At 70.3% G+C, this 24,762-nt stretch carries 20 protein-coding genes; 16 read left to right on the top strand and 4 right to left on the bottom strand.

Annotated features, from left to right (window positions below; genetic code table 11):
• From JOD67_RS41930 to JOD67_RS16765, 5 genes are read left to right on the top strand one after another with little or no spacing between them, the layout of a single operon-like run.
• Positions 1-1,014, top strand: a complete 1,014-nt coding sequence (locus tag JOD67_RS41930; protein ID WP_205118527.1) for a Gfo/Idh/MocA family protein — start codon at positions 1-3, stop codon at positions 1,012-1,014.
• Positions 1,011-3,695, top strand: a complete 2,685-nt coding sequence (locus JOD67_RS16750; RefSeq protein ID WP_205118528.1) for a hypothetical protein — start codon at positions 1,011-1,013, stop codon at positions 3,693-3,695. The genes JOD67_RS41930 and JOD67_RS16750 overlap by 4 nt, the downstream gene beginning before the upstream one ends.
• Positions 3,692-4,729: a pyridoxal-phosphate dependent enzyme gene (locus tag JOD67_RS16755; RefSeq protein WP_205118529.1), complete on the top strand. Its 1,038-nt coding sequence runs from the start codon at positions 3,692-3,694 to the stop codon at positions 4,727-4,729. The genes JOD67_RS16750 and JOD67_RS16755 overlap by 4 nt, the downstream gene beginning before the upstream one ends.
• On the top strand, positions 4,726-5,463 hold the full coding sequence (locus tag JOD67_RS16760) for an SDR family NAD(P)-dependent oxidoreductase (RefSeq protein ID WP_205118530.1): 738 nt from the start codon (positions 4,726-4,728) through the stop codon (positions 5,461-5,463). Before JOD67_RS16755 ends, JOD67_RS16760 begins: the two co-directional genes overlap by 4 nt.
• Positions 5,463-6,311: an amidohydrolase family protein gene (locus tag JOD67_RS16765; protein WP_205118531.1), complete on the top strand. Its 849-nt coding sequence runs from the start codon at positions 5,463-5,465 to the stop codon at positions 6,309-6,311. Before JOD67_RS16760 ends, JOD67_RS16765 begins: the two co-directional genes overlap by 1 nt.
• Here JOD67_RS16765 and JOD67_RS16770 read toward each other — a convergent pair.
• Complete coding sequence (locus JOD67_RS16770) at positions 6,296-7,156, bottom strand: helix-turn-helix transcriptional regulator (protein ID WP_205118532.1); 861 nt, start codon at positions 7,154-7,156, stop codon at positions 6,296-6,298. The genes JOD67_RS16765 and JOD67_RS16770 overlap by 16 nt on opposite strands.
• Positions 7,157-7,182: 26 nt before the next feature.
• Between JOD67_RS16770 and JOD67_RS16775 the strand changes: the two genes are divergently transcribed.
• The 5 genes from JOD67_RS16775 (at position 7,183) to JOD67_RS16795 (ending at position 16,344) form a co-directional block, all read left to right on the top strand.
• On the top strand, positions 7,183-8,043 hold the full coding sequence (locus JOD67_RS16775) for a phytanoyl-CoA dioxygenase family protein (protein WP_205118533.1): 861 nt from the start codon (positions 7,183-7,185) through the stop codon (positions 8,041-8,043).
• 21 nt (positions 8,044-8,064) lie between these two features.
• Positions 8,065-10,785, top strand: a complete 2,721-nt coding sequence (locus JOD67_RS16780; RefSeq protein WP_205118534.1) for a hypothetical protein — start codon at positions 8,065-8,067, stop codon at positions 10,783-10,785.
• A gap of 97 nt (positions 10,786-10,882) precedes the next feature.
• Complete coding sequence (locus tag JOD67_RS16785) at positions 10,883-13,645, top strand: ATP-binding protein (RefSeq protein ID WP_205118535.1); 2,763 nt, start codon at positions 10,883-10,885, stop codon at positions 13,643-13,645.
• A gap of 5 nt (positions 13,646-13,650) precedes the next feature.
• Positions 13,651-14,946: an aminodeoxychorismate synthase component I gene (gene pabB / locus JOD67_RS16790; RefSeq protein ID WP_239553886.1), complete on the top strand. Its 1,296-nt coding sequence runs from the start codon at positions 13,651-13,653 to the stop codon at positions 14,944-14,946.
• 129 nt (positions 14,947-15,075) lie between these two features.
• Positions 15,076-16,344, top strand: coding sequence for an IS30 family transposase (locus JOD67_RS16795; protein WP_205118536.1), 1,269 nt, complete (start codon positions 15,076-15,078; stop codon positions 16,342-16,344).
• Positions 16,345-16,425: 81 nt separating this feature from the next.
• Here the strand turns inward: JOD67_RS16795 and JOD67_RS16800 are convergent, their stop codons facing one another.
• A complete protein-coding gene (locus tag JOD67_RS16800) occupies positions 16,426-17,649 on the bottom strand; it encodes an RNA polymerase sigma factor (RefSeq protein ID WP_205118537.1) in 1,224 nt (407 codons plus the stop codon).
• Between the two features lie 2 nt (positions 17,650-17,651).
• Positions 17,652-17,993, bottom strand: a complete 342-nt coding sequence (locus tag JOD67_RS16805; RefSeq protein ID WP_205118538.1) for a YciI family protein — start codon at positions 17,991-17,993, stop codon at positions 17,652-17,654.
• Positions 17,994-18,182: 189 nt separating this feature from the next.
• Here JOD67_RS16805 and JOD67_RS16810 point away from each other — a divergent pair, with 189 nt between their 5' ends.
• The 4 genes from JOD67_RS16810 to JOD67_RS16825 all read left to right on the top strand — a co-directional run bounded on the left by JOD67_RS16810 (position 18,183) and on the right by JOD67_RS16825 (position 22,172).
• Positions 18,183-19,820, top strand: a complete 1,638-nt coding sequence (locus tag JOD67_RS16810) for a DHA2 family efflux MFS transporter permease subunit (protein WP_205118539.1) — start codon at positions 18,183-18,185, stop codon at positions 19,818-19,820.
• Positions 19,817-20,413: a TetR/AcrR family transcriptional regulator gene (locus JOD67_RS16815; RefSeq protein ID WP_205118540.1), complete on the top strand. Its 597-nt coding sequence runs from the start codon at positions 19,817-19,819 to the stop codon at positions 20,411-20,413. The genes JOD67_RS16810 and JOD67_RS16815 overlap by 4 nt, the downstream gene beginning before the upstream one ends.
• A 62-nt stretch (positions 20,414-20,475) precedes the next feature.
• Positions 20,476-20,994, top strand: a complete 519-nt coding sequence (locus JOD67_RS16820; RefSeq protein ID WP_205118541.1) for a SigE family RNA polymerase sigma factor — start codon at positions 20,476-20,478, stop codon at positions 20,992-20,994.
• A complete protein-coding gene (locus tag JOD67_RS16825; protein WP_205118542.1) occupies positions 20,991-22,172 on the top strand; it encodes a hypothetical protein in 1,182 nt (393 codons plus the stop codon). Before JOD67_RS16820 ends, JOD67_RS16825 begins: the two co-directional genes overlap by 4 nt.
• Positions 22,173-22,369: 197 nt before the next feature.
• On the opposite strand, the gene JOD67_RS16830 is transcribed toward JOD67_RS16825, so the two are convergent.
• Positions 22,370-22,762 (bottom strand): VOC family protein, encoded by a 393-nt coding sequence (locus tag JOD67_RS16830; RefSeq protein ID WP_205118543.1) that lies wholly within the window; start codon positions 22,760-22,762, stop codon positions 22,370-22,372.
• 269 nt (positions 22,763-23,031) lie between these two features.
• Here JOD67_RS16830 and JOD67_RS16835 point away from each other — a divergent pair, with 269 nt between their 5' ends.
• Both JOD67_RS16835 and JOD67_RS16840 read left to right on the top strand, forming a co-directional pair.
• Positions 23,032-24,399, top strand: a complete 1,368-nt coding sequence (locus tag JOD67_RS16835; RefSeq protein WP_205118544.1) for an ammonium transporter — start codon at positions 23,032-23,034, stop codon at positions 24,397-24,399.
• Positions 24,396-24,734, top strand: coding sequence for a P-II family nitrogen regulator (locus JOD67_RS16840; RefSeq protein WP_205118545.1), 339 nt, complete (start codon positions 24,396-24,398; stop codon positions 24,732-24,734). Before JOD67_RS16835 ends, JOD67_RS16840 begins: the two co-directional genes overlap by 4 nt.
• Positions 24,735-24,762: the final 28 nt, after the last annotated feature.

The following is a 24,762-nucleotide window of genomic DNA, read 5'->3' on the forward strand; positions in this document are numbered from 1 at the left end:
GTGCACGAGTTTCGGGTCGCCATCATCGGCTGCGGCGCGGTCGGCAGGATCCACGCCGAGTGCCTCGCCAAGCTCGACGGGGCGCGGGTCGTCGCGTTCTGCGACGTGGTCGGGGCCAAGGCGTTGGTGCTGGCGAACGAGTTCGGCGCGGAGTACGCCACCGCCGACTCGGCTCGGATCCTCGCCGACGAGTCGATCGACGTGGTGTACGTCGCCACCCAGCACGACTCGCACGCCGAGTTGTGCGTCCGCGCGCTCGACGCGGGCAAGCACGTGCTGGTGGAGAAGCCGCTCGCCCTGAACCTCGAGGACTGCAAGGCCGTCGCGGCCGCGGCGGAGCGCAGCACGCAACGGTTCATGGTGGCGTTCAAGATGCGCTACTTCGACATGGTCGAGAAGGCGAGGGAGCTCGTGCCAGAGCCGCTCGTCGTCACCATGCAGATGATGGACAATCCGTGGCCGCCGGACAGCTGGACGAACGACCCGCTTCGCGGCGGCGGGAACGTGCTCAGCCAGGGTTGCCATTCCGCCGACCTGCTGCGCCACCTCGCGCGCCAGGACCCGGTGGAGGTCTACGCCGTCGGGGGCAACTACTACCAGCCGTCCGGAGTGACCGACAACGTGACCGCGGTGTTCCGCTTCGACGGCGGCGTTTCGGCAAGCCTCGTTCAAGGAGACGCGAGCCGACCGCCGGTCGTGGGCAAGATGTTCCTGCAGCTCTTCGCGCGAGATCGCTCGGTCACGTTGACCGATCGGCTGACGACGTTGACGTTCGCCGAGCTCGGTCGCCCTGCCCAGGTGTTCCACGGCTCCGAGACGGGCTACCTGGAGGAGAACCGTGCGTTCCTGCGCGCTCTTCGCGACGGCACGGATCCACCGACGGGCTACCGGGACGGGCTGTACGCGACCGCGATGATGCTGCAGGCCGTCGCGTCCACGCGGAGTGGGCGAGCAGAGTCCGTCGAAGCCCTGGTGTCCGGATGGCAGAACTCACCAGTGGGAGGGCGAACATGAGGATCAAGCGACGTACGGTCCTGCAGGGGTCGGTCGGCCTCGCGGCGGTCGCCGGGCTCGAGCAGCGCATGACAAGGTCGTACTTCGTCGACAGCGTGCACGGCGACGACGCGAACAGGGGCACGCGCGAGGACCGGGCGTTCGCCACGCTCACCCGTGCGCTCGCGGAGCTGAGGAACGGCGACACGCTGAACCTCAAGCGGGGCAGCGTGTTCCGTACACCGCTCGACCTCACGGGCAGGGCGGCGGGCACGACCGTGCAGGCGTACGGCAACGGGCCGGACCCCGTCGTCGACCTGCTCGCGACCTGCCTAGGTGCCGCGGCGGACTGGACCGCGACGGGCACGAACGTCTGGTCGCGGACGCTCCCCGTCCCGCCGGGTGGCTGGAGCGGCTTCCTGCTGGTCCTGGACGGGAGAGCGGGCAACTACATCAAGCCCGCCACAGCGTTTGTGCTCGCGCCGGGCGACTACCACTTCCTCCCCGCCACCAGCACGCTCACCGTGTACGCCGAACAGAACCCGGCGGAGGCGTACGCCTCGTTGCAGTACGTTCCGCAGAACCTCGGCGCGCGGAACGACATCGGCCTGCTGATGGGACCGCCCGACGACCCGCGGGGCGCGAGTGCCGCGAAGGGCTGCACGGTGAAGAACCTCGTGATCCAGGGAGCGCGCCGCAACATCCAGCTCCGCGCCGACGCCACACTGGTCGACGTCACCGCACAGTTCTCCGCGACGACGAACATCCAGCTCAACTACGAGGGCACGTACCGGCTCACCCGCGTCAAGGCGCTGGACGCCGGATCGAGCCTGCTCAGCGGCGAGCACTGCCTGCTGGTCGCGGGCAACGGCTCGACGAACGTCCGCGGCACGGTCGCCGACTGGACCGACGAGGGGAACGGCGCCTGGTCGCGGTCGCTGAGCGGACTCGGGTCGCCGGCCGGGAACCACAACGTGCGGGACTGGCTGGACTTTCCCTCACGAAGGTACGTGTCGCCGCGCCGCACGCTGGCCGAGGTGACCGGGCCTGAGCACTGGCACGTGGCCGGCGACCAGCTCTCGGTGTACGCCACAGGCAACCCGGCGACCACGTACACCGTGCTGCTCGGCGGCCGGTTCGAGCGCATGCGCGTCACGCTGACCGACTGCGAGCTCGACCACGCGGGCGAGGACGCCTTCCAGGTAGGCGGAAACACCCATCCCACCTCGCGCATCGACGTCGTGCGGAGCAGGATCAGCCGCGGCTTCGAGAACGCCGTCGACCTCAAGAGCGCGAACGTGTCGTTCACCGACAGCTGGATCTGGCACGACAGCCCGGCACCGTCGTCGGCGCTCGGACCCACGATCACGATCCAGGGGCACACCCGCGACGTCGACTACGCCGGTTGCGCGATCTCGTGCGCGCTGCCGACCAAGGGCACGATGGACGTGCAGGAGTTCGTTCCGAGGATCACGTCCGAGCGGACCCTGTGGTACGCGCGGAATCAGGCGGCAACCGGCGTCGTGCTGAGCCACTACAACGGGCAGCGGCACCGGTACGCGTTCGACCTGTTCTACAACGACTCTCGCGAGGCGCAGGGGTTGCCGGTCGTCGCGATCAGCGGCGACCACGACTTCACGCACTGCGCGTTCCACTCCTCGAGCACGAACGGCACGGTCCGCGGGCTGTCGTTCCGCGGCAACTCCACGCTCGCGGCGAACTGCAAGGCCGTGACGGTGGACTCGTCCGTTGTCGTCGAGGGGCACTACGTCGCGACGATCCAGTGGGACGGAAGCGAGGTCTACCTCGGATCGGGCGCGCGGTTCCTGTTCGGCGGGCTGACCGGGGAGTCGGCGGCGTTCAACGGGGTCTGGTCGGTACGCGACGCGTGGTACGCCTACAACGGAACGTCCGGGACGCGGAGCTTCTCGACGTTCCTCGTGCCGGTCTCCGCGGCACCGCCGGCCAGCGCCGACCTCACCGGACTGACCATGCGGTACTGGGCGCGGCTGCTTCGCCTGCGTGGGTGCGTGATCGCGGGCAAGACCGAGCTCGTCCGGATCGACGCCGACCTCGGCGCGCCCGGAGCGGCGTTCCCGATCGACTGGGACGAGGTCGTTCCGGCGCCGCTCGACGCGAACTACTGGGCGCAGCGGGCGTCGTCGACGCAACGCCTCGTCACCGCGGTCCGCGACGGTGTGCAGCGGCACTACAGCAGCGCGCAGGTCGTCGCCGACGCACCGGTCCCGGGCAACCTGGTCGCCGACACCGCCGGCAAGTGGGGCGGGTCGCGGAACAGGTACGACGCGACGCCGACCGACAGCCAGCACGCGTTCGACGAGCCGGAGATCACCGCGATCGTCGTGTCGAACGGAACGGCGACGGTCACCTGTCCGGGGCACGGGCTCCGGCGTGGCGGCAAGGTGATCGTCACCGGCGTCGCGACTCCGGCCAAGGGTCTGGAGGGCGCGTTCTTCGTGGCCGGCGTGATCGACGCCGACACGTTCACCTATCGCGCGGTCCGCGGCACACCGGACGGGCCGGCGACGCTCGCGGGAGCGCGGGCGGTCACGGGCCGGGTGAAGCAGACGTCGGCGGCCTACCACTCGGCGCCGGCGTACGACCTGGCGCCCGGCCAGCGCGACCTGCAGGGCAACCGGGTGCCGCGCGCCGGCCGCCACTTCGGGCCGGTCACCGGATGACCACGCTGACGCCGCCGGAGCTGGCGGCCGCCCTCGAACGGCTGCCGAGATTCCCGCTCGCGGCGACGCCGACGCCGTTGGAGGAGCTGCCCAGGCTCGCCGGAGAGCTGAACGTGCCACGCCTGTTGGTGAAACGCGACGACCTCACCGGGCTCGCGTTCGGCGGCAACAAGGTCCGCATGCTCGAGTACTTCGTCGGCGACGCGCTCGCCCAGGGCTGCGACGTGTTCGTCGGCGGTGGGGGAGCGGCGCAGTCCAACCACGCCCGGCTCTGCGCGGCCGCGGCCAGGCGAGCGGGCCTTGACCCTGTCATCGTCATGCGCACCGGCACGGAGTCCGCTGGCGACGCGACCGGCAACCGGCTCGTCACCGAGCTCCTCGGTGCGGAGATCCGGTGGCTCGACAAGGACCCGGAGATGCGCGACCGGTTCGCCGCGTCGACGTTCATGGACGAGCTCGCGGCGGAGCTGGAGGCCGCCGGCCGTCGCCCGTACGTCCTGTACTCGTCGGTGCACGCGCTCGGCATCGCCGCGTACCTGTGGTGTGCGCTCGAGCTCGCCGCCCAGCTGGACGCGCTCGGGATCGAGAAGGCGACGGTCGTCGCCACGTCGGAGGGCTCGGTGACGGCGGCGCTGCTGCTCGGAGCCCGGCTGCTCGGCCGAGACTGGCAGGTCCGCGGCGTCTCCTGCCGGCCGTTCGCCGAGGACGACGCCGAACGACTGCCGCACCAGCTCACCGAGCTGGCCGAACAGGCTGCCGAGCTGATCGGTGTCAAGGGCCCGTTGACGGCTGCCGACTTCGATCTCGTCGACGAGGGTGCGCCAGCGTACGGCACGGCCAGCGAGGAGACCTGGCACGTCATCTCGCAGTGCGCACGGACGGACGCGCTGCTGCTCGACCCGGTCTACACGGGCAAGGGGATGACCGGCCTCGTCCGCATGATCCGCACCGGACAGGTGCCGGACGGCCGCACACCGGTCTTCGTCCACACGGGTGGGCTTCCTGCCTTGTTCGCACGAAGGGGGACGCGATGAGCAAGGAACTGGACCGACAGGTCGCCGTCGTGACCGGCGGCGCCCAGGGCATCGGGCTCGCCATCCGTACGGCTTTGGAGGAGGCCGGCGCACGGGTCGCGGTGTTCGACGTCGACACCGGCCCGGCGCCCGACGACGCGCTGCTGAAGGTCGACGTCACCGACGAGGCGCAGGTACGTTCCGGCGTCGCGGAGGTGATCGACCGGTACGGCCGGCTCGACGTGCTCGTCAACAACGCCGCGATCACCGCGCGGCTCGCCCACCTGTTCGGCCAACCGGCGCTCGACGTCTCCGTCGAGGACTGGCGCCAGGTGCTCGACGTCAACCTCACCGGCGCGTTCGTCTGCGCCCAGGCCGCGGCTCGCCGGATGGAGAGCGGCGGCCGGATCGTCAACGTGGCTTCGGTCCAGGGCCTGGTCGCGACCGGAGGAGCGATCCACTACTCGGTGAGCAAGGCCGGGCTGATCATGCTGACCCGCAGCCTGGCCGGCGAGCTCGCGCAGCGCGGCATCCGGGTGAACGCCGTCGCGCCCGGACCGATCGCCCTCGCCCGTACGGCACCGAACACCGCGCCCGTCGACACGCTGTCCGGCGAGTGGGGCCAGCCCGAGGACGTCGCCGCGGCGGTCACCTTCCTCGTGTCGCGAGCGGCGGTTTTCGTCAACGGGCACGTGCTTTCCGTCGACGGCGGCGTCTCGGTGCGGTACCGCAACCAGGTGGGCCGGGAGTCGTGATGAGGCCGACGTGGCGGATCGGCGGACCGATCGTGGTCGACGCGCACGCCCACGTCTGGTCCGGCGACACCACCACGTTCCCACCCACGCCCATCGACGGAGTGTCAGCACCGAAGACGCCGCGGCCGGTCGACGACCTGCTCGGCCGGCTCGACACGGCACACGTCGACCGGGTTGTGCTGATCCAGCCCAGGAGCTACGGCCACGACCACACCTACCTGGCCCACGTTCTCGCCAGCGAGCCGGAGCGCGTCGCCGGCGTCTGCCTCGTCGATCCGCTGCGCCCGGACGCGCCGGGGGAGCTGCGGCGCCGGTGCCGTGAGGACGGCTACCGCGGGCTCCGGTTGGTCGGCCTCGGCCACGGCGACGCGGACTGGCTCTTCGACGATCGCACGGCACCCATGTGGAAGGCCGCCGAAGACCTCGAGATCGTGGTGAGCCTGTTGATCGAGCCGCATCAGCTGGCGGGCGTCGCCACGGTCGCGGCGCGGCGTCCCTGGCTGAGCATCGCGATCGACCATCTCGGCCGGTGCCAGCCGGGAACGACCGCCATAGCGGACCTACTGGCGTTGGCCGTTCGCCCGAACGTGTCGGTCAAGGTCTCCGCGCTGTCGTGGCTGTCTGCCCAAGGCCCGCCGCACGCCGATCTGCGGCCGATGGTCGAGTCCTGTCTCGCGGAGTTCGGCGCTGGCCGGCTGCTCTGGGGTACGGACTACCCGCACGTTCTCGCCGCCGGTCCCTATCCAGATCCGTTCGAAGAGCTGGCGGGCGTCCTCCCGCAGGCGTCGGAGGCCGAGCTGGCGATGATCGCGGGCGGGAACGCTGCCCGCCTCTACGGGCTGCTATGACGCTGCTGTTGACGAAACCGGCCCGGCGGCATCCCGGTGCGGCGGGTGAAGAGCCGGCTGAAGTAGCCCGGGTCGTCGTACCCCGTGCGGAGCGCGACGGCCGCGACGGGCAGCTCGGTGGTGGCGAGCAGCTCCTTCGCGCGGCTGAGCCGCACCCGCATGACGTACTCCTTCGGCGTACAGCCGGCCGCGCGGCGGGTGACCTCGCGCAGCTCCGGCTCCGAGACCCGCAGCTCCTTCGCGAGCGCCGCGATGGTGAGCGGGCGGCAGGCGTGCCGGTGCAGAGCAGCGAGGACCGGCGCGTCCGTCGGCGTCTCCGGCTCGCCGCACCGGCGGGACGCGACGAGGAGCTGGTGCATCGCGGCGGCCGCGGCGACGTCGGTGTCCGCGGCGTCCGTGCGGAGCGCGCGCGCCACCTCGGCGAACGCGAGCTCCAGGCCGTCCGGATCGCTGACCGTCGTGACCAGCCGGTCGCGTGGGACGTAGCCGAGGTCCTCGTACGCCCGCGCGGCATCGCCGTCGAACAGCGTCCACCACTCGTTCCAGCCCGCCTTGTCCGGCGCGTAGGAGTGCTCGACGCCGGGCAGCAGCCAGAACAGTGCCGGCGCGGAGAACGTGGCGCGCCGCCCGCCCGACTCCAGCCAACCGCGGCCGCGGGAGACGTAGACCAGCGCGTAGCAGTCGAGCGTGCGGGCGTCGAGCGCGGCGTGCTTGTCGGCGGCCGTACCAACGCCGAGGCACACCAGCCCGAGGCGCCGGTGGAGGGGACCCGGGGTGAGGTAGCGGGTCCAGGAAGCCTGCATCGAGAAGTCCACGTTCGTTCGCGGTTTTGTCCATGGTCTCATGACGAATCCGGCGGGAGGGTGACGACATGTTGACCTCGAACGGGTACGAGCTGTCCGCACGCCCCGACCGGATCGGCGAGCTGGAACCGGTCCCAGAGCGCGACCTGCGCGACCGATCCGCGTTGCGGCAACGACTGATCGATCACGGCTACCTCTACCTCAAGGGCGTCCTGGACCGCGAGGTCGTGCAGTCCTTCCGCCGCTACTACTTCGGCATGCTCACCGCGTGCGGCCTTGTCCGCGCGGGGACCAACCCCGAGCTCGGCATCGTCGGCGAGCCCGAGGACGTGGACCACGGGAAGCTGCGGCACCTGCTGTACGGCGAGATCGTGCCCGGACCGGAGTACGACGCGTTCTGTACGCAGCCGGCGATCCGCGGCTGGTACGAGTGGTTCCTCGGCGGCCCCACGTACCTGCACAAGCGGAAGATCATCCGGCACCTGCGGCCGCGCGAGAAGGGTGTCGGCTCGGCCACGCAGGCGCACTACGACCTGCTCTACCTCCGCGAGGGCACCGACCACGTGCTGACGTCGTGGATCCCGCTCGGCGACTGCACGCCCGAGCGCGGCGGGCTGATCTATCTCGAGGGCAGCCACCACCGTACGCGCGCCGAGGAGGAGGCCACGCCCCGCGAGGAGCGCCGGCCCGCCGCCTCGATCACGGCCGACCTCCCGCTGCTCGCTGACCAGCACGACGCGCGCTGGCTGATCGCGGACTACGCGGCCGGTGACGTGGTGATCCACACGCCGTACCTCGTGCACGCCTCCCTCGACAACCAGGCCAGCGACGGCGTGATGCGGCTGTCGACCGACATTCGTTACCAGCGGGCCGACGACGACATCGACCAGCGCTGGCGGAACCACTGGCACGACAAGGATTTCCTGTGAACTAGAGCAAAGGGGTGGGGCATGGGCGTATCGCGTCGTGCGGTCATCGGCGGTGGCGTGGGGCTGGCAGTCCTGGGAGTGCCACGGATCGCCGCGGCGGCCGTCTCGTACTTCGTGGACAGCGTCGCCGGCAACGATGGCAACGCGGGCACGAGCACCGCGACACCGTTCGAAACGCTCCCCAAGGCCGTCTCGGTCATGGCGGCCGGAGACACCCTGAACCTCAAGCGGGGCAGCGTGTTCCGCACCCCACTCAACCTGACCGGCAAGGCCGGCGGGACGACGGTCCAGGCGTACGGCACCGGGACCGACCCGATGATCGACCTGCTGGCCGACGCGCTCGGCGTCGCCACGAACTGGACCCGCGACGGCACCGCCAACCGGTGGTTCCGCACGTTGCCCGCGCCGTCCGGTGGGTGGAACGGCTTCCTGCTCGTCCTCAACGGGAGCGCCGGCAACTACATCAAGCCCGACGCCGCGTCGGTCCTCGCGCCCGGCGACTGGTTCTTCCAGCGCACGACGAACACGCTCTCCGTCTACGCCACCCAGAATCCGACCTCGCACTACACGTCGCTGCAGTACGTCCCGCAGGCACTCGGCGCGACGAACGACATCGGCCTGCGGATGGCCGCTGCCGACGACCCACGCGGCGTCGGCGTCGCGGCCGGCTGCAGGGTCAGCAACCTCGTCGTCCGCGGCGCCCGGCGCAACGTCCAGCTGGTCGCCGACGCCACGCTCACCGACGTCACCGCGCAGTTCTCCGCGAGCACGAACATCGTGGTGAGCTACGAAGGCACGTACACGCTGACCCGCGTACGCGGACTCGACTCCGGCTCCGCTCTCACCAACGGCGAGCACGGAATCCTCTTCGCTGGTTCGGGATCCACGACCGTGCTCGGCACGACCTCCGACTGGACGACGTCCGGGGGCAACGTCTGGTCGCGGTCGCTCGCCGGGCTCGGCTCGCCGGCCGGCAACCACCTGATCCGCGACTGGCTGGACTTCCCCTCGCGCCGGTACGTTCCGCCGCAGTCCTCGCTCGGCGCGGTCACCGGCCCGGAGGACTGGTTCGTCAACGGGACCACGTTGTCCGTCTTCGCGACGGGCAACCCGGCGAGCGTCTACACCGTCCTGCTCGGCGGCCGCTGGGAGCTCATGGACGCATTGCTCGTCGACTGCGAGTTCGACTACGCGGGCGAGGACGCCTTCCAGGCTGGGGGAAACGTCCATCCGGACTCCGAGATCACGGTGGCCTCGTCGATCCCCGGGCCGACGCGGATCAGCCGCGGCTTCGAGAACGCCGTCGACATCAAGAGCGGCAGCGTGACGTTCTCCAACGCGTGGATCTGGCAGGACACGACCGCGCCCTCGTCGCGCCGCGGCCCGACCGTCACGATCCAGGGCAACTCGCGCGACATCGCGTTCGCCGGATGCGCGGTCTCCAACCTGCTGACGACCAAGCAGACGATGGACGTGCAGGAGCTGCGTCCGAAGATCGCGTCGGAACGCACGATGTGGTACTCGAAGAACCAGTCGAGCACGGGCGTCGTCCTCAGCCACTTCAACGGCCAGCCGCACTCGTTCCTGTTCGACTTCTTCTACAACGACGCGGGAACGGCGCAGGGCTTGCCGATCGTCGCGATCTCCGGCGACCACGACTTCACCCACTGCGCGTTCCACTCCTCGACGATGTCGAGCACGGTGCGGTCGATGCACTTCCGCGGCAACTCGACGTTCGCGGCGAGCTGTTCGGCGATCACCTGCGACCTGAGCACGATCATCACCGAGGGCGGCGTGCAGTACCGGCTCGCCACCGTGCGGTGGGACGGCGTGGAGATCTACCTCGGTCCGGGCGCGATCTTCGCCTTCGACGGGCTGGCGAACGCGTCGGCGAAGTTCAACGGCGTGTGGCGGGTGCGGGACGCCTGGTATGCGTACAACGGCACGTCGGGCACGCGGAGCTTCTCGACCTTCCTCGTTCCGTTGGACGACGACCCACCGGCGACGGCCAACCTCACCGGTCTGCAGATGCTGCTCTGGGCTCGGCTGACCGGGCTGCGTGGGTGCTCGCTCCTCGGCAAGAGCGAGCTCGTCCGCCTGGACGCGGACACCGCTCCGCTGCAGGACACGTTCGCGCTCGACTGGCACGACCTGGTGCCCAACGCGCTCGGGCTGAACTACTGGGCGCAACGCGCGACGTCCACGCAGAAGCTCGTGACGCAGCTGCATGCCGGTGCGCAGCGCAGCTACACGAGCGCCCAGGTGCTCGCCGACGCGTCGACAGCAGGCAACCTGATCGCCGACACCGCCGGCACGTGGGGTGGCTCGGGCAACAGGGTCAACGTCAACAGTGCCGACAGCCAGGACGCGTACCTCGAGCCGGCCGTCACGGCGATCTCGGTCGCGAACGGCGTCGCGACCGTGACCTGCCCGGGGCACGGGGTCGTCAAGGGCAGGAAGGTGATCGTCACCGGAGTGACGGCTCCGACGTCCGGGCTGGAGGGCGCGTTCTTCGTCGACTCGGTGGTCGACCCGAACACGTTCACGTACCGGGCCGTCCGCGGGACCCCGAGCGGCGCGGCCGCGCTCTCGGCCTCGGCGCGGATCCTCTGGGGCCGGATGAAGCCGACCGCCGCGGGCTTCCAGTCGGCGCCGAGCTACGCGCTGCCGGCAGGTCAGAAGGACCTTCAGGGGACGACCGTCCCCGCCACGAGCAGGTGTTTCGGCCCGGTGATGCAGTGACCACGGCGTAATCCGGTGGCTATCGGGTGGCACCGACCAGTGAGAATGGGGGAGGGATCGCAGGCGTCGGGCACGCTTGGTACGCGAAAGTAGGGCAATGCCAGGGGACCAGCTGTTCGGCCGTCAGGCGGAGCTCGCCGCCGTGCGCTGGCTGCTCGACGCTGCCGCGAACGAGCCGGCGGGTCTCGCGATCGAAGGCGAGCCCGGCATCGGCAAGTCCGCGATCATCCAGGCCGCGGTCGCCGAGGCGACCCGGCGCGGGTTCCGGGTGCTGTTCTGCCGCGGCGCTCCGGCTGAGGCGCGGTACGGGTACGCCGGCCTCGCCGACCTGCTCGAGTCGGTCCCTGAGCTGTCCGCTCCCTCGTTCCCGCTGTCCGAGGCGCAACGGCACGCGCTCGCGGTCGCGATGCTCGAGGCCGACGCGACTGGCCCGGTCGACGCGGCGGCGATCGCGAACGCGACCTCGACCGTCCTGCGGCACCTCGCCGGCCAGCAGCCCGTGCTGCTCGCGATCGACGACCTGTCCTGGCTGGACGCGTCCACGCTGACCGCGCTGGCGTTCGCCGTCCGCCGGCTCGCCGGCTGTCCGGTCGCCGTGCTCATCGCCCGCCGCCTGGACGCCCCGAACCCGACCGTCTGGGACCTGCACCGGATGGTCGACACGTTCCGCCAGCTCGAGCTCGGGCCGCTGCGGCCGGCGGATCTGCACGAGACGTTGCGTGCCGGGCTCGGCGTGCACCTCGGCCGTCCCGCGCTCCGCCGCATCCACGCCGCGACCGGCGGCAACCCGCTCTACGCGGTCGAGCTGGTGCGCGCGCTCGGGCCGGACGCCGCGTCGATCGGCTCCGATCCGCTCCCCGTGCCCGGCTCGCTGATCGAGATCGTCGCCGACCGGCTGTCCAAGGTGGACGCCGCCGAGCACGGCGACACCGGGCTGCCGATGTTGTACGCCGTCGCGGCCGCCGCCCGCCCGACCATGAGCCGGCTGACGGAGGTCCTCGGCGACGGCGTCCAGGCCCGGCTGGAGTCCGCTCAGGAGGCGGGCGTCGTCCGGATCGTCGAGGGCCGGGTCGAGTTCACGCACCCCCTGCTCGCGTCCGTCGTGCTCGACCGCACGCCGCCGATCCAGCGGCGCGAGATCCACAGCCGGCTGGCCGCCGTCGAGTCCGAGCCGGAGGCGCGGGCCCGGCATCTCGCCCTCGCCACGCTCGGGTCCTCGGCGGAGGTCGCGGAGGCGCTGGATACCGCGGCGAGGCAGGTCGTCGAACGAGGCGGCGCCGCCGCCAACGTGGCCGAGCTGCTCCGCCTCGCGCTCGCCCGTACGCCCGACGCGGACGAGTCCGGTCACGTGCGCCGCGCGCACGAGCTCGCGGTCGCGCTGTACGAGGCGGGTGACCTCTCCGGCTCGTCGGCGGAGCTCGAGGCGATCATCCCGCGGCTGCCGGACGGCCCGGAGAAGGCTCGCGCGCTGCTCCGCGACGGCACGATCGCCTGGCTGCAGGAGCCGTCGGAGGCCGCCCGTTCGATCACCGCCGAGGCGTTGCCGTACGCGGTCGGCGACGACGCGCTGCTCGGCCAGATCCACGGCCGGTTGTCGGTGTTCTACAACACCGACCGGCACCGTTCGGCCGAGCACGCGGCGAAGGCGGTGGAGGCGTTGGAACGTACCGACGCCCACGAGCTCTACGCCGCGGCGCTGTGCAACCTGTTCCACACCGAGGTGCTGCTCGGCCAGCCGCCGCGCGTCGAGCTGATCGAGCGGGCGATCGAGCTCGAGGACCCGATCGGCTCGCCGGACCAGAGCACGGTGCCCGGAGTCTGGTACCTCGCGCTCGACCAGTGGGACGCCGCGCGGGACCGGTTCGCGACGATGATCGCCCGCGATCGGGCACGCGGCGACCTGTCCAGCGAGGCCGGCATGCTCGCCCGGCTCGCCGAGGTCGAGCTCGTCGCCGACGACTGGCCGGCCGCGATGCGGATGGCGGACGAGGCACGGGCGGCGGCCCGGCTGTCCGGCTCGGGCTCGGTGGACCGGGCGGCCGCGATCCGCGCGCAGGTGCTCGCTCACAGCGGTGACCATGCCGCGGCGCGTACGACGTCCTCGGCAGGGCTGGATCGGGCCGAGTCGAAGGGCAACCGGGTCGACGCGATCGTCTGGCTGTCGGTGCTCACCTCGATCGCCGCGGCGGAGGGCGACTCGGCGGAGGTCGTCGCGCTCACCGGCCGGGCGGCCGACCACTACGAGCAGATCGGCACGATCGAACCGTTGGTGCGGCTGGACCCCTCGCAGGAACGCGCGTCGGCGCTGGTCGAGGTCGGTGCGCTGGACGAGGCCGCCGCGCTGTTGGACGCGATCGAGGTGCGGCACCGACGGATCCCGCGGCCGTTCCTCGCCGCCGCGCTGTCCCGCGGCCGGGGGTTGCTGCTCGCGGCGCGAGGCGACCTCGACGGGGCGCTCGCCGCGTCCGACGTCGTGCTGACTGAGGGGCTCACGTGGCGTAGGTACGACCGCGCCCGCACGCTGCTGGAGCGCGGCCGGCTGCAGCGCCGTGCCCGTCGTACGGGTGCCGCGGCGGAGTCGCTGGAGGAGGCGCTGTCGATCTTCACCGCACTCGGGGCGTCGGTGTGGTCGACGGTCGCGAAGGCCGAGCTCGAACGGCTGGGCCGGCGCCGCTCGGTCGGCACCGAGCTGACGCCGACCGAGCGCCGGGTGGCGGAGCTGATCGCGACCGGGCGGACGAACCGGGAGGTCGCGACCGAGCTGTACATGAGCCCGCGTACCGTCGAGGCGCACGTGACGCATATCTATCGCAAGCTCGGCGTACGCACGCGGGCGGAGTTGGGACGGGTGTTCAGCTGACTGCGTTGTCGTTCCGCATGGTCGACCGCCAGGTCGACAGCGAAGCCGCGTTCGCCGCCCTGTTCGGTGGCTCGCCGTACGCGTTCTGGTTGGACAGCTCGCGGGACGGGCGGTACTCGTTCGCCGGCGCCGGGGACGAGGTGCTGTTCGCGCCGCAGGGCTCGCCGTTCCTGTCGCGGCTCGCCTCGCGGCTGGCCGAGCCGGCGTCGTTCGGCGACCTGCCGCCGGAGCTGGCGCTCGGGTACGTCGGGTACTTCGGCTACGAGCTCGAGGCTTCCGACGGCGCTCGCTCCGTGCACCGGTCTCCGTTGCCGGACGCGGTGTTCATCGCGCCGTCGCGGTGCTTCGTCGTCGACCACCTCTTGCGGCAGACCTGGGTGGTCTCGACCGCCGACGACTGGGTGGACTTCGCCGCCACGTTCGTGTCTTCGCTGCCCGACGCTGGCGGTTTGGAGCCGGTGGTGGGTGGGGGCGTGGATCCCGAGCCGCACCTGGTGCGGCCGCGGTCGACGTACCTGCGCGACATCGAGGCGTGCCTGGAGTACCTGCGGCGCGGCGAGAGCTACGAGATCTGCCTGACGAACACGGTGGAGCTGCCGTTCGCGGGCGATCCGTTCGCGACGTACTGCCGGCAGCGGCGGGCGAACCCGTCGCCGTACTCGGCGTACCTGCGGTTCAGCGACCTGCACGTGCTGTCGTCGTCGCCGGAACGGTTCCTCGCTGTTTCGCCTTCTGGTGTTGCCGAATCGCGCCCAATCAAGGGGACTGCGCCGCGTTCACCGGACCCGGACGCCGACGGGTCGTTCGCGAAGACGCTGCGGTCGAGCCCGAAGACGCGCGCGGAGAACCTGATGATCGTCGACCTGCTGCGCAACGACCTGGGGCGGGTGTGCGAGCCGGGGTCGATCTCGGTTCCGGACTTCCTCGCGGTGGAGTCGTACGCGACCGTGCACCAGCTCGTGTCGACCGTGCGCGGGCAGCTGCGGTCGGGTGTGTCGGCGGTGGACGCGGCGGCGGCGTGCTTCCCGCCGGGGTCGATGACCGGCGCGCCGAAGGTCCGCACGATGCAGCTGCTCGACGGTTTGGAGACGCGGGCACGCGGCATCTACTCCGGTGCGCTGGGCTACTTTGGCCATGCGGGGCAGGCGGATCTGTCGGTGGTGATCCGTACGGCGGTCATCCATCGCGGTCAGCTCACCGCCGGCGCCGGTGGCGCGATCGTGCTCGACTCGGACCCGGAAGAGGAGTACGCGGAGATGCTGCTCAAGGCCGCCGTTCCGCTGCGCGGCCTACAGCGCTAGCCGCGAGTCGTTCGTCCGGCGCCTGGTTCGACCCGGTCCGGCCCGGGGCTAATGATCATGTTACATGATCATTGGCCCGGCGGATTCAGCCGGTCGAAGCAACGCCGACCTTGACAGGTGGTGTTGTTGATGCCGAAGAGGCATGTGCCGTATGTGGATCGGGAGGAGTTTTTCGCTCTGGTGTGTTCGGGGGTGCCGCTTCAGGTTGCTGCTGCCGCGGTCGGCGTGTCGGTGTCGTCGGCGGGGCTGTGGTGGCGAGCCTCGGGTCTCATGGAGCCAGCGATTCAGATCGGCAGGTGTGGAGGGCTGCCCGGGACGGCGCCGCGGCCGGTGCCGGGCGCGCACGGGCCGGCCGGCCCGAAGCGGCAGCGGCGGTCGTTGAGCAGTGAGGATCGGTCGGTGATCGCGGCCGGGCTGCGGGCGGGGTTGTCCTACGCCCAGATCGCTGGTCTGGTCGGGCGGGACAAGTCGGTGGTCTGCCGGGAGGTGGCCCGCAACACCGGCCCGGACGGCTCTTACTGGGGGCCGGTCGCGCACCGGTCCGCGCATGAGCGACGGCACCGTCCGAAGGCGTTCAAGCTGGTGGACAACCCGGCCCTGTGTCGGCGGATCGAGGCCTGGATGGACCAGGGCTGGTCCCCGAAACTGATCGCCGAGGTCCTCGCGAAAGACCATCCACACATCAACCCGGGCGGGAGTATGGACAGGAGTATGGACAGGAGTATGGATCGGGTGTCCCACGAGACGATCTACCAAGCCCTGTATGTGCAAACCCGCGGCCAGCTACGCGCCGACCTGCACAAACAGCTCAGTCTGAAACGGCGCCACCGCACGTCGCGGGACACCCCGCGGCAAGGCTCCACCCGCTACGCCGAAGCGTTCACGATCAGTCAGCGCCCACCCGAGGTCGACGACCGCGCGGTGCCCGGCCACTGGGAAGGCGACCTGATCCTGGGCACCGGCTGCGGATCAGCGATCGGCACCCTGGTCGAACGCACCACCCGGTTCACCATCCTGCTGCACCTGCCCCACCGGCACGACGCTCAGACGGTAGCGGCCGCGATGATCGCCCAGATGCGCAACCTGCCCGACCACCTACGCCGCTCCATCACCTGGGACCGCGGCGTCGAACTGGCCAACTACGAACAGATCCAACTCGAGCTGGCCACCACCGTCTACTTCTGCGACCCCCACTCACCCTGGCAACGCGGCACCAACGAGAACACCAACCGGCTCCTGCGGCACTGGTTCGCCAAGGGCACCGACCTGTCGGTCCACACCGCCACCGACCTCCAACGCATCGCCGCCACCCTCAACCAACGACCCCGCCCTACACTCAACCTACGAACCCCAGCCCAAGCCCTCAACGAACTGCTCGCCAACCCGGCAGCAGCCTGACCGTTGCTTCGACCGGTTGACCTCGCCCCCCTTTACGTGGGGTGTACGCCAGGTAGAGGGGCCACTGGCCGTGTGAGGCGATCACCGGCCACCCAACCCATCGCGAACTCCCGAGGCTAGGCGTTCCTGCAGGAGGTCCTGCTGGGCGGGGTTGTGGGTGAGTTCGAGCGCTCGTGCGTCCGCTTCCTTGGCCTCCTCTAGGCGGTCGAACTCCCTGAGCAGCTGGGCCTTCGTCGCGTGGAAGAGCGGGTAGCGGTCGAGGGCCTCTTCGAGCTTCTCGAGCTCGGCGAACGCCTGCTGGCGGCCGTGCGCGTACTTCACCGCGATCGCGCGATGCAGGCGCGTCACGGGTGACGGCTGGACGGCGAGCAGGACGTCGTAGAGGACGACGATCTGCGCCCAGTCGGTGTCGGCCCAGCTCGTGGCTTCCGCATGGCAGGCGGCGATGGCGGCCTGGAGCTGGTACGGGCCGGGCTGGTGGTGGCGCCTCGCCGCCTTGGTGAGCAGGCGAATCGCGTCGTCGATCGCCGCGCGGTCCCACCTGGCGCGGTCCTGGTGCTCGAGCAGGACGAGCTGTCCGTCGGCGGTGAAGCGGGCCGACGTACGGGCTCGGTGCAGCCTGATCAGCGCGAGCAGACCGGCGACCTCGGGCTCGTTCGGCAGCAGCCCGGCGAGCATCGCGGTGAGCCACTCGGCGTCGTCGACGAGATCGCGCGAATGCGCTCTTTCGGCCGTGCTGGACAGGTAGCCCTCGTTGAAGAGGAGGTAGATGACGGCGAGAATCTCGTTCAGGCGTTCGGGAATCTCGGCATCGGGTGGGATGCGGTACGGGATGGCGGCGTTCGTGATCTTCGTCTTGGCGCGGGTGATGCGGCGCGCGACCGTGGTCTCCGGGACGACGAACGCGGCCGCGATCTGCGCGGTGGTGAGGCCGCAGACCACGCGCAGGGTCAGGGCGATCTGGGCCTGCTTGGCGAGCGCGGGATGGCAGCAGGTGAAGATCAGCCGCAGCCGCTCGTCCGGCGGGGGAGGGGTGGGCCACGTCAGCTGCGCGAGTTTCTGCCGGTAGTTCTGCTGCCGGCGCAGCTGGTCCAGGCCGCGGCGGCGGGCGACGGTGAACAGCCACGCGTCGGGCCGGTCGGGGATGCCGTCGATCGGCCAACGGTGCAAGGCGGTTTCGACCGCGTCCTGGACGAGATCCTCGGCGGCGGAGAAGTCGCCGAGCATCGAGACGAGCGACGCGGCCAGCCGGCCCGCGTGATCCCGTACGGCACGGGCGAGCTCGTCGGTGACCGTTCCCGTCACGGTCAGAACATCGCCGGGCGGATCTCGACGATCGGGCAGCCCGGCCACGTACGTACCATCCGCAACGCCTCGTCGAGGTCCTCGACCTCGATCTCCTGGAAGCCGCTGATGACCTCCTTGCCCTCGACGAACGGGCCGTCGGTCACGAACGGCTCGGAGCCGTCGAGCCGGACCGTGGTCGCCGTGTCGGGATGTTGCAACCTGCTCCCGCCGCGGAGCTTGCTGGCGTGCTCGGTGAGCCAGTTCGTGACCCGCCCGAGCGACTCGGCCTTCTCCTGCGGCGTCATGGCCTCGAAGTCCTGGGCGAACTTCTCGGTCTCGATGAACATCAGCACGTACTTCATGCGGGTCAGTCTCCTCCTTTGGTCGGTCCTCAGGAGGGAGACGATCGGCGGCCCGGCGGATCGGACACCTGTCGCGCTTGTGAAACGTCTCACATTCGCCCCGATCCCCCTGACGTGATCCCGTTCGCCCCGTAGCTTCGATATCGAGACCTCTCAGTCTCGTAATGGGTGAGGGAAGGGACACGCTCCGTGATCAACACCGACCAGGTCCACCGCCGGCGGTGGGCGACCCTCGTCGTCCTCTGTCTCGCGCTGGCGATCATCGGGCTCGACACCACCGTGCTGAACGTGGCGCTCCCCACCCTCCAGCGCGAGCTCGACACCTCCGCCAGTGAGCTGCAGTGGATCGTCGACGCGTACACGGTCGTGTTCGCCGGCCTGCTGCTGATCGCCGGCGCGTTCGGCGACAAGTACGGGCGCAAGCGCTGGCTGCTCCTCGGCCTCGGCATCTTCGGCGTCGCCTCGGTCTGGGGCGCGCTCTGCACCACACCCGAGCAGCTCATCGCGGCCCGCGCGGTCATGGGCGTCGGCGGCGCGGTGATCATGCCGAGCACGCTGTCGATCCTCACCAACGCGTTCACGAACCCGAAGGAACGCAAGACCGCCATCGGCATCTGGTCCGGCGTCTCCGGCCTCGGCATCGCACTCGGCCCGGCGCTCGGCGGTTGGCTGCTCGAGCACTTCTCCTGGGCGAGCGTGTTCGTCATCAACATCCCGGTCGCCGCGGTCGCGTTCGTTCTCGGCGCCGTGATCGTGCCCGAGTCGAGGGCCGAGAACGCGGCGCGCATCGACTTCGTCGGCGGGCTGCTCTCCGTCGTCGGCCTGGTCGCGCTCGTGTGGTCGATCATCGAGGCGCCGGAACGCGGCTGGTCCGACCCGCTGGTCATCGCCGGGTTCGCGGCCGCCGTCCTGATCCTCGTCGCGTTCGCCCTGTGGGAGCTGAGAGTTGAGCATCCGATGCTCGACATCCGATTCTTCAAGAACCGCCGCTTCTCGATTCCGACGATCTCGATCACGCTGGTGTTCTTCGCGCTGATGGGGTCGGCGTTCTTCCTCTCGATCTACCTGCAGACCGTGCAGGGGTACGACGCGCTCGGTGCGGGCATCCGGATCCTGCCGCTGGCGTTCGGTCTGACGCTCGGCGCGCCGCTCGCGATGGCGGTCGCGCAACGGGTCGGGGAGAAGATCCCGGTCGTCGCCGGGCTGGCGATGCTCGCGGTCTCGTTCGTGGTGATCGCGGGGACGAGCGTGGACTCGACGTACGGGCGCGTGCTGCTCTCGATCCTGCTGATGGGTTTCGGCATGGGCTTCGCGATGAGCCCGGCGACCGAGGCGGTGATGGGGTCGCTGCCGAAGGAGAAGGCCGGCGTCGGCTCGGCGGTGAACGACGCCGTACGCCAGGTCGGCGGCGCGCTTGGCGTGGCCGTACTCGGGTCGATCCTGAACTCCGCGTACGCGAACCGCATGGCTTCCGACGTCGCCGGGCTGCCGCCCGAGGCGGCCGAGGCGGCCGAGGCGGCGCAGGACAACATCCAGAGCGCGGTGCACGTCGCTTCCCAGCTGCCGGGCGGCGCGGGTGCGGCACTGGTGGACGCCGCCGAGCAGAGCTTCGTCGGTGCGATGGACGTCACGGTGATCGTCGCCTGCGCTGTCGTTCTGGCGGGCGGGCTCCTCGCGTTGCTGTTCCTGCCGCACCACGCGTCGCCGGCCGGGAAGCACGCCGGTGAACCGCCGGCCGAGGGGGAACACACCTCCGAAGATGGCAGCGGTACGGGCCGGCATGCGGCATCCTCGGAGGAATCCGACCTTGTGGAGGCAGAACGGTGAAAACCGCCGCCGCGCCCGCGCGCAGAGGTCGGCCGCGCGATCCCGCGGCCGACACCCGCATCCGCGCGGCCGCGGCGGAGCTGCTGCTGGAGCGCGGCTTCGAACGGATGACCGTCGACGACGTCGCGCTCAAGGCCCATGTGGGCAAGGCGACCGTGTACCGGCGCTGGGAGAGCAAGGAGGCGCTGGCGTACGACGCGCTCGCGCACCTCGTCGACCACAACGTGCCGCACCCTGATCATGAAGGGACGATCGAGGCGAACCTCGCGCAGGTCTACAGCGACCTGATCGAGTTCCTCGGCAACGCTCGCGGCACCGCCTTCCTCCGGATCGCCGCGAGCGAGTCGGGCCGCGACGAACGGATCGGCCGGCTCTACCGGACGGCGCTCGACCAGCACCTGGAGCAAGCCCGCGAGGTCTTCGCCGTGGCAGTCTCGCGAGGCGAGGTGCGGTCCGACGTTGACGTCCGCGCGACGGTGGAAGGCCTGATCGGCACCATGCTGCTGCGGGCGATCACCGGCACCCCGATGCCCACCGCGGACGACGTGCCGGGCCTGGTCGCGCTCACGTTGGACGGAATTCGCTCCCGCTGAGCCAACCTTTCGCACGGCCGTCGCGTTGAGGAGGATGTCGGGGCGGGACGGGGAGGGCGCGCGTGGAGCGATATCCGGGCTTCCGGGAGTTCGTGGAGGCGCGCCGCGGCGCGCTTTCGCGGACGGCGTTCTTCCTCACCGGCGACACCTCGGCGGCCGAGGACCTGCTCCAGGAGGCGTTGACCAAGACGGTCGCTCGCTGGGGCAACGTCACGGCGGGCGGCTACCCGGAGGCGTACGTCAAGCAGGTCATGCTGAACGAGATCCGTACCCGCTGGCGCCGGCGGCAACGACGGCTTGTCGTCAGCGTCGCCGACGTCCCCGACCAACCGCACGACGGCGACGTCTCTGACGCCGTCGACCGCACGGCCCTCGCTCGTGCGCTCCGACAGCTCGCCCCCCGCCAGCGCGCTGCGTTGTACCTGCGCTACTACGAGGACCGCAGCTACGCCGACATCGCCCGCCTGCTCGACTGCTCGGTCGGCACCGTCAAGAGCCAGTTGCACGGCGCCCTCGAACGGCTTCGCGTCATCGCGCCCGAGCTCCTCGCCGACGCCGAGCTCTCGGAGGTTCTGCCATGACCACCAGAGAATCCGGCCTGAAAGACGCCTACGAGACGGTCGGCGAACACGTCCCTGCCCTGGGCGACATCGACCTCGCGATCCGCACCGCCCGCCGCCGCCGTCTCCGCACCGTCATCGGCGTCCCCTTGCTAGCCGCCGCCGCGGCAGTGGCCGTGGTGCTCAGCCTCACCGTCCCGCGCTGGAGCGCCGAGCCGGAACCCGCCGGCACGAAGAGGCCGCCCGTGACCGTGTCGTTCACCGACTGGGTGCCGAACGGGAACCGCGGAGCGCCCGCCGAGTTGGGATCCCTCATCTACCGCGATTGCGCGGACTGCCCCCTCCGCCTACGTCGGCCGGACGGGCAGTCCTTCGCGTTGTCGGACTTGAAACCCGACCTCGCGGACAAGCTGCCTGCCACCGGGATGACTGGTCTCTACCTGTCCTGGAATGGCAGGTGGCTCGGTGTGCCCCGTGGGACCGCCTACGAGTTCCACGATCTGGCCGTCTCGTGGGACAACAAGGAAACGCTTCCGGCCGGGCCCCGCGGCTCGCGGTGGAAGCCGGTCGGCACCGGCATCGTCTACTCCTTCGCCCGGTGGGAGGGCGACCGGGTGACCGCGTACGCGTACGCCAATCCACCGGAGAAGCCCGAGGTCTACAAGCTCCCGAAGGGCTACGACCGGCTCCCGGTGCGATCGGTGTTCGACAGCGTGGTCGACGCGGTGCCGGTCGGTGTTGGCGAACGAGTGATCGTGGCCGGCACGGACGCCCTCACCATCCGCAGGGGCCAGGATCCCGGCTCGCGGTGGAAGGAGATGTCACCTGACGACTTCGGGCTCAGGCTACGGCGGGACGAGACGTTGATCGGACCTTGCGGCGTGCCGACGGTGGCCGTGCCCATCAGCCCTGACAGCGACGTCGACCGGTACTGGCAGGTGGCCACGGTGTACTCGTTCCGGGGTGGCGCAGTCGTGCCGAGCGCTGTCCTGCGGCTGGGGGCGGGCGTGGATGTGGGTCGGATCGAGATCCCGGCGGGGTGGGAACTGCTCGGCCCGCTCGATCGCGACCAGGTGGCGATGAGCCACCGGACTGACGAGGGGCTCGAGGTGGTCGCGCTCGGGTTCGACGGCAAGCGGCGGGTGCTGCACCGTCTCGGCCCCGACGCCGAGGTTCTGCTGCCGGGGATCGGGCGCTAGCCTCGATCTTTTCGTCCGGCCGATGGTTCGACCGGTCCGGCCCCTCCCTGGGGCAATCGATCATGTTTACATGATCATTAGCCACTTTACGTGGGGTGGACGCCAGGTAGAGGGGCCCGTGGCCGTGTAAGGCGACCACGACGCTCTGTGAACCTCCTTGGGGCCGCGCGCCATCGCGCGGAGCGCGATGACCGGCGCTACTTAAGAGACACGGCCTGGTCCTTCGCGACCAGGTGGACGACGCCGGCGGGGTTCTTGATCCAGTGGGCCTCGAAGCCCGGCGGTAGCGGCTCGACCTCGTCGCACGGTTCGATGCCGGCCTCGCTCAGCCGCGCCATGGCGGCGGCGAGGTCCGGGGTGCGGACCTGGAGCCAGACGTCCGGCTGCGCGTAGTTGTCGATCCGGTCCAGCCAGAGCACACACGGGCCGAAGTCGACCTTGTGCACCTGTGCCACCGTCGGCTGGTCCGACTTCTCCTCAGTGACGGGCAGCCCCAGGACGTCGCGATAGAACGCCACCGTGGCGTCGTAGTCCGCGGCCGGGATCTTCATCGCGATGTTGACGGCGCCGGCGAACGTGGCTGTGGTCATCTTTGGCCTCCTCGAAGTTTGATGTGCAACTCGATCGTTGCACATCGAGCGCTGGCGATGCAACCGATGAGTTGCGCGAGGGAGGTCGGGAGCCATTGGCCTGGCGGTGTTACGCAGATGTCACACGCCACCGCATCGCGTCATCGGATCGCAACACGCAGGCGCGCCTGAAGAAACAAAGCCGCACCAACCTGGTCGCACGACGATCCGCCGCACCCGGAGACAGAGTTGTTGCCGGGCGACGGCCCATTTCCTCGGGAGGAGACGCGATGCCCGAGCTCAGTGCGGGCGACACCGCGTGGGTATTGGCAAGTGCTGCCCTCGTTCTGCTCATGACCCCTGGCCTCGCGCTGTTCTACGGCGGCATGGTCCGGGCCAAGGGTGTCCTCAACATGCTCATGATGAACTTCGCGGCGATTGCGATCGTGAGCGTGCTGTGGGTCCTGTACGGCTATTCGATCGCCTTCACCGAGGACATCGGTGGCGGCTTCCTCGGGGGACTCAGCGAGGTCGGGCTCTTCGGCCTCCTCAAGCAAGACTCACTCATCGCCACGATCCCCACCACGGTGTTCGTGGCCTTCCAGTTGATGTTCGCGATCATCACCGTCGCCCTGATCTCCGGCGCGATCGCCGACCGGGCCAAGTTCTCCGGCTGGGTGCTGTTCGTCGTCCTCTGGGCGACGGTCGTGTACTTCCCGGTCGCGCACTGGGTCTTTTACTTCAACGAGGGCAACGGCGGCTGGCTGGGTGACCGGCTCGGCGTCCTCGACTTCGCGGGCGGTACGGCGGTCCACATCAACGCCGGTGCCGCGGGCCTCGCGCTCGCCCTGGTGCTCGGAAGGCGGATCGGCTGGAAGAAGGAGCCGATGCGGCCGCACAACCTGCCGCTCGTTCTCCTCGGCGCCGGTCTGCTGTGGTTCGGCTGGTTCGGCTTCAACGCCGGCTCGGCGGTCGCGGCGAACGGCACCGCGGGTGTCGCGTTCATCAACACCCAGGTCGCCACGGCGGCGGCGTTGCTCGGCTGGCTCGTCCTCGAGCGGCTGCGCGACGGCAAGCCCACCACGCTCGGCGCGGCGTCAGGTGCCATCGCCGGTCTGGTCGCGATCACGCCGGCCTGTGCGTCCGTGACACCGATCGGCGCGATCTTCATTGGTCTCGCCGCCGGCGTCCTGTGTGCCCTGGCGGTCGGGCTGAAGAACCGGTTCAACTTCGACGACTCGCTCGACGTCGTGGGCATCCACCTCGTGGGCGGTCTCGTGGGCTCGCTGCTCATCGGCCTGTTCGCGAGCAGCGCGTCACCGGCCGGCGTCGCGGGCCTGTTCGACGGTGGAGGTTTCGCCCAACTGGGCAAGCAGTTCGTCGGTTCGTTCGCGGTACTGATCTACTCGTTCGTCGTCACGTACATCCTCGGCACTATCGTCAAGAAGACGATCGGCTTCCGGGTGAGCGCCGACGACGAGCGTGCGGGTATCGACCTCGCCGAGCACGCGGAGACGGCGTACGACTTCTCCTCGATCGGCGGTGGCTCGCGGTCGCACCTGCTCTCGCGGTCCGCGCCGGAGCCCGAGTCTGAGCCGGAGGCCGAGGAGGCGCCGGCGGTCGAGAAGATCGACGACAAGGAAGAGGTGGCACGGTGAAGCTCGTCACCGCGGTGATCAAGCCGCACCGGCTCGACGAGGTGCGTGCCGCGCTCGAGACGTTCGGCGTGAGCGGCATGACGGTGACCGAGGCGAGCGGCTTCGGGCGCCAGAAGGGCCACACCGAGGTCTACCGCGGCGCGGAGTACGAGGTCGACCTAGTTCCCAAGGTGCGCCTGGAGATCCTCGTCGACGACAGCGATGTCGACGACGTGGTGCAGACCGTCACGAAGGCCGCCCACACCGGCAAGATCGGTGACGGCAAGGTCTGGGTCGTCCCCGTCGAGGCCGTCGTCCGCGTCCGTACGGGAGAACGCGGTCCGGACGCTCTCTGAGTGGTCCGGATCGTCGAAGAAGCCCAAA

Source organism: Tenggerimyces flavus (assembly GCF_016907715.1).
Lineage (GTDB): Bacteria > Actinomycetota > Actinomycetes > Propionibacteriales > Actinopolymorphaceae > Tenggerimyces > Tenggerimyces flavus.